Here is a 5,632-nt window from a genome sequence, read left to right on the forward strand (position 1 = left end):
CGCGGTCCGCTCTTTGATATAACTTGAGCGAACTCGCTGAATAACACTAATGACTTGTGCTGATTCTGTTTTAACACCAACAAAGCGCATCGATGGTCTTGTGCATGCTTCTGCTATCGCATCGGCATCGATGTAATCATTTTTATTGGTTTTAACATAAGGCTTAACGTACTGCGGGGGAATAAGTTTAACCTCATGACCGAGGGCTTGGCATTTTCTTGCCAACCAGTGGGAACCACCACATGATTCCATTGCTATCATSGTTTGAGGTGTTTGCGCTAAAAATTGAATAAGTTTTAAACGGCTTAAGTGTTGACGAAATTGTTCACGACCAGTGTGATCATGCCCAACAAGGTGAAAAGAAGATTTGCCTAAATCGATTCCAATGACTTTAATAGTAGACATGATGGTTCGCCTCTTTGATTGCCAAACTCTAAGTTTAGCTTAGGGGTGAGGCGGACCATCTAATTAAGCCCTGCAATGCAGGGCTAATAAGCTAATCCGTTTTAGTCATTTAGGTATGACTATGACATCGTTATGGGGTGTAATAAGTGGCAGCGCCAGGACCTACTGGGAAGCCTAAAACAAATACCCATAAGAAGAAGAACAGCGTCCAACCGATAAAGAATACGATTGAATAAGGCAACATGGTGGCAATCAAGGTACCGATACCTAAGTCTTTCTTATAGCGGCTAGCAACCGCCAGAATGAGCCCGAAATAGCTCATCATTGGCGTTATCAAGTTAGTGACCGAATCACCAATTCGGTAGGCAGCCTGAATGGTTTCAGGGGCATAACCTACTAGCATTAACATAGGTACAAATATCGGTGCGGTAACCGCCCATTGCGCCGAAGCACTGCCTAGCATTAAGTTGATAAAACCACACAACATAATAAATAGTACAAACACCAATGGCCCAGTTAAACCTATGCTGCTAAGGGCATCAGCGCCAGTGACTGCCAGTACGGCGCCTAAATTGGTCCACTTAAAGAAAGCTACAAATTGCGAGGCAAAAAACACCAACACAATATACATCCCCATGGTACTCATACTGTGGGACATGGCATTAATGATGTCGGTGTCTTTTTTCATGCTACCGACCACTTTACCGTACACCAAGCCCGGGATAGCAAAGCCGATAAAGATAAACGCCACAATGCCTTTTAGGAATGGTGAGCCTGATACTAAACCGGTTTCAGGATTTCGTAGTGGGGCGCCTTCAGGAATAATGGTCAAAGCCAATAAGCTTGATAGCACTAACACTGAGAAACCTGCCACCTTTAAGGCGTGTTTTTCTTCAGGGGTGACAATATCCATTTTCTGCTCAGATAAGTCATCAGCAGCTTCAGATACATCGTACTTTCCTAATTTGGGCTCAACGATTTTTTCAGTAACCAGTGCACCTAAAATAGTGATCAAAAAGGTCGACACAAACATGAAGTACCAGTTTACTTCAGGGCCAACAATATAATCAGGATCAATCATTTGCGCCGCAGCTTCGGTAATACCTGACAGTAATGGATCGACAGTGCCTAATAATAAGTTAGCGCTGTAACCACCAGAAACCCCTGCAAATGCTGCCGCCAAACCGGCTAAAGGGTGGCGTCCAAGGGAGTGGAATATCATCGCCGCCATGGGGATTAATACCACGTAACCTAGCTCAGATGCGGTGTTAGAGACAATACCCGCAAAGACGATGGTTAAGGTCACAAGGCGCTTTGAAGTGCCCATGACTAATAAGCGCATAGCGGCAGATAATAGCCCTGAGCGCTCAGCAATACCGACACCCAGTAAGGCCACTAATACCGTACCTAATGGAGTGAAGCCGGTAAAGTTAGTCACTAGGTTAGAGACGATCATCCTTAATCCTTCAGCATTCATCAGGCTGACCACATGGATTAAGCCATCTTCACTGCGACCTGAGCTGCCGATAGGACGAGGGTCTGCCACTGTCATTTCGAAATAGCCCGCAATACCACTTATGGCAATAACAGCAAGACAGAACATGGCAAATAGGGTGATTGGGTGAGGTAGTAAGTTACCTAACCGCTCGACAATATTAAGAAATCGGACAAAGGCGCCACTGGAGGCGAGGTCCTGAGGTGAGCCCTTGTTGGGCACAGCTTTAGATGGATCAAGGTTCATGAATATCCCTTAAATAGGCTTAATTATTAGAGTTTGAGAATTTGCCAATCTACAGACTATATTACCTATTTTAAAATAAGCTTAAATATAGGCTGAGATAACTGATAAATATCAGTTAACATCAAATATTCATTGAGTCTAACTCAATAACAACTCATTATCGCAAAATAAGCCTAATAAAACCGAGCTTTGTTGTAAGTGGGTATAAAAAACACCCAGATTTGTTTTTTATTAAGTTACTGTTTTATTTTTATAAATAAATAATATTCCTCATACTGTTTTATTTTTATTGCTTTTTTGAGCTCTAATAGCAAAGCCAATGGTTAAGTTATTATTTTTAATGGTTTCAACTGGGTTTTTAAGCGGCTTTGAGCATGTGTTGTAAAAAATCGTGCAAAAAACAACATCTGCATTGAGTGTATATTTAGTGAACAGAGTATTGATTCTTCGCTATTATGAGGCAAGCTAGTCAGTGCTCAATATCAACGTGATAATAATAATGATAAAAATACCTTTACATATTTTAGCTTCAAACTTGGCTTGTACCGTCAATACACACATAAAGCGATTACTCAGGCTGAGTTGCGCTAGCGCCTTAATAAGTGGTTGCGGTGTGAGTTTACTGATCTTATTCAGCGCTTTCGTAACGGTTGCCCACGCCGAAACTTTAGCTGAGCTTGAAATAGCGGCGCAGCAGAAAGCTAAAACTCAACTGACAATGACAGCGCCCGTTAAACCGCAAATCATTGCGACAGCACAAACACAGATTGAGCAAAGCAAACCAAATAAAACGCTTACCCCCACAGCAGCGTCGTTAGGATTAACTGAAAAATCGCCGCAAGCGGATAACATTACTGCGCAGCAAAGTAAGCGGATAAAACCTCAAAAGCAGCTTGCAACCAACACTAACCAGCAGCCTAAAGTTTTTAAAGTGGCGACTATGCCCACGCCCCTAGCCCAAGAGCCCAAGCGCCAACAAGTCTTGCTTGCGCCTATTGTGGTATTACCTTTAGCAAGTGCCACGGGTGATGTTAAGCCTCACTCTGAAGTTAAGCGCCGCTCTCAAGTTAAGTCTGGCTCTCAAGCTAAGCCAAAGAAACAACAGGTATTACACCCTCCGGTCGTAGCGCTTAAACAGCCAGCAAAACCTGCTATGGTGTTAAAGTCTAAAGTGATTGTTGAACAAACGGCAATAAAATCAGCGGCTGTTGTAGAGCGTTATCAGCCCCCAGTAAACAAGCCGTCTTTTTCGCGCCAGCCGTCAGCGAATAATGCCTCATCAACAATGGTTTCAAGCGCATTAACCACAAACAGCACCTTGACCGCAGGGAGCCAAACTAAAAAACCAAAACGAAAAATCTATCAGTATGAGCAAAATGGCGTGACCACGTTTTCAAACGTAGTGCCCACGAGCGAGGATTTTGAGGTTTTATTGTATGACTGCTTTGCCTGCCAAGTTGACTCCCAAGTTGATTGGCAGCGTATTCCGCTATTTGCTTTTAAGCATGCAGAGCCAGTTAATGATGCTGCCAAACAATTTCAGTTAGATCCTGCGTTAATTCGGGCGGTGATCCATGCTGAGTCGGCATTTAATGCCAAAGCGCACTCAAAAGTAGGTGCCATTGGTTTAATGCAATTAATGCCTGCCACAGCTAAAGAGCTGGGAGTGACCGATGCTTATAATGTGCAGCAAAATATTCGTGGCGGCAGTCAATATTTAGCGTACTTACTTGAACGATTTGATAATGATATTGAACTGGCTTGCGCCGCCTATAATGCTGGTCCAACAACTGTGACTAAGTACCAAGGGATCCCGCCATACCCAGAGACTCAAGCCTACGTTGAGAGGGTAAAAATCTTGCTAAAACGCTATCAAGCAGCATTAGCGAGCTAATAATCTACAGATTTAAGAGGGTGATATGAATAAAGATACACACACAATAACCATAAAAAAGTGCTATCAAGTCATTGGCATGCTGTCGCTATTAAGCGTTAATCTTGTTGGATTTAATGCGATTGCTGCCCAGCCAAGTCATCTGGCGCCATCAGAAGAAGATCTGCGTTTATATGATATTGCCACAGCGCCAGAGGCTAAGCGTTTACGTACAGATGTTGAAAAATTAGTGAGTTTTGGCACCCGTCATACGCTCTCTGAAACTGAGTCAGAAACCCAAGGTATAGGCGCAGCAAGGCGCTGGATTAAAACAGAATTTGAGCGAATATCTGCTGATTGTGGCGGCTGTTTAGAAGTGGTGATGGTGGGCGAAACAGTCAGTGGTAAGCGCATCCCAGAGCCCACTGAAGTGGTAAATGTATTTGCCATTCAACGCGGCGCAACAGATCCTAACCGCGTGGTAATGATGAGTGGTGATATTGATTCTCGGGTAACCGATCCGATGGACTTTACCTCGGTATCTCCGGGGGCAAATGATAATGCCTCTGGGGTTGCAGGCGCTTTAGAGGCGGCGCGAGTGCTGTCGAAATATCAGTTTAATGGCACCATTGTTTATGCGGCGCTTTCAGGTGAAGAGCAGGGCCTATATGGCGGCGATGTGCTAATTAATTACGCTAAAAAGCATGATTGGCAAATCCAAGCGGTATTGAATAACGACATGATTGGTAATATTGCCGGCATTAACGGGGTGATCAACAATTCCACTGTAAGAGTATTTTCTGAAGGTGTACGTATTGCAGAAACTCCTGAGGAAGCCAAACAGCGTTATTTCAGCGGTGGCGAAAATGATTCCGCTTCACGTAATCTGGCGCGAAAAATTAAAACCCTAGTTGATCAATACATGACTAACCTTGATGTAATCTTGGTATATCGTCTCGACCGCTTTGGCCGTGGCGGCCATCATTTACCGTTTAATAAAGCAGGTTACCCAGCAGTAAGGGTGATGGAAACGAACGAGCATTATGATCGCCAGCATCAAGATATTCGCACTGAAAACGGCATTGAATACGGCGATGTGCTTGAAGGCGTGGATTTTAATTTTAATGCTAAACTCACCGCACTCAATGCTATTAGCTTGGCCTCGATGGCGTGGGCACCAGAGCCGCCCAAAGGGGTGAAAATCGAAGGTATTATGCAGCCTAATACTAAACTGCAATGGCAGCCACAACCGAATAAGAGTATTTCAGGTTATCGCGTTTACTGGCGCGCCACCACAGAGTCACAATGGAGTCATAGTCGTTATGTTGGCAATGTGAATGAATTTATTCTAAAAAACATGGTCATAGATAATTATGTCTTCGGCGTTGCCAGTGTTGGTGATAATGGTAATGCAAGTCCGGTGGTATTTCCGGGTGCGGCAGGTGCGTTCTTTTAATAGATTTTATTGATGTAAAAAAGGATTAGGATGAAGAAAAGGATTTTACTGGCAAGTTTATTGCTGCCAATGCTATTGAGCACGGCTTGCTCATCATCAAGCGCCACCAATGCTGGCTGTGATTTTGTTCGCGGCACGGCAGAAAGTAATTCAGATA

At 43.8% G+C, this 5,632-nt stretch carries 3 protein-coding genes and 1 pseudogene; 2 read left to right on the top strand and 2 right to left on the bottom strand.

Annotated features, from left to right (window positions below; genetic code table 11):
• Both BM739_RS19590 and BM739_RS19595 read right to left on the bottom strand, forming a co-directional pair.
• Window positions 1–405, bottom strand: a 405-nt coding sequence (locus BM739_RS19590; protein ID WP_139326936.1) for a transposase, incomplete at its 3' end; no start/stop codon positions are given.
• A 130-nt stretch (window positions 406–535) separates the two neighbouring features.
• Entirely contained in the window at window positions 536–2,146 is a 1,611-nt protein-coding gene (locus BM739_RS19595) for an AbgT family transporter (protein ID WP_076543297.1), read from the bottom strand.
• A 1,348-nt stretch (window positions 2,147–3,494) separates the two neighbouring features.
• Between BM739_RS19595 and BM739_RS20065 the strand changes: the two are divergent.
• Both BM739_RS20065 and BM739_RS19605 read left to right on the top strand, forming a co-directional pair.
• Window positions 3,495–4,040, top strand: a pseudogene (locus BM739_RS20065) (lytic transglycosylase domain-containing protein); the annotation flags it as partial.
• 25 nt (window positions 4,041–4,065) lie between these two features.
• Entirely contained in the window at window positions 4,066–5,475 is a 1,410-nt protein-coding gene (locus tag BM739_RS19605; protein WP_076543299.1) for a M28 family peptidase, read from the top strand.
• Window positions 5,476–5,632: the final 157 nt, after the last annotated feature.

The sequence above is a fragment of the Shewanella sp. UCD-KL21 genome (assembly GCF_001957135.1).
In the GTDB taxonomy this organism is placed as follows: Bacteria; Pseudomonadota; Gammaproteobacteria; order Enterobacterales; family Shewanellaceae; genus Shewanella.

Excerpts from the sequence above, each read along its gene's own strand:
- BM739_RS19605 (WP_076543299.1), top strand. The coding sequence starts at position 4,066 with ATGAATAAAGATACACACACAATAACCATAAAAAAGTGCTATCAAGTC.
- BM739_RS19595 (WP_076543297.1), bottom strand. The coding sequence starts at position 2,146 with ATGAACCTTGATCCATCTAAAGCTGTGCCCAACAAGGGCTCACCTCAG.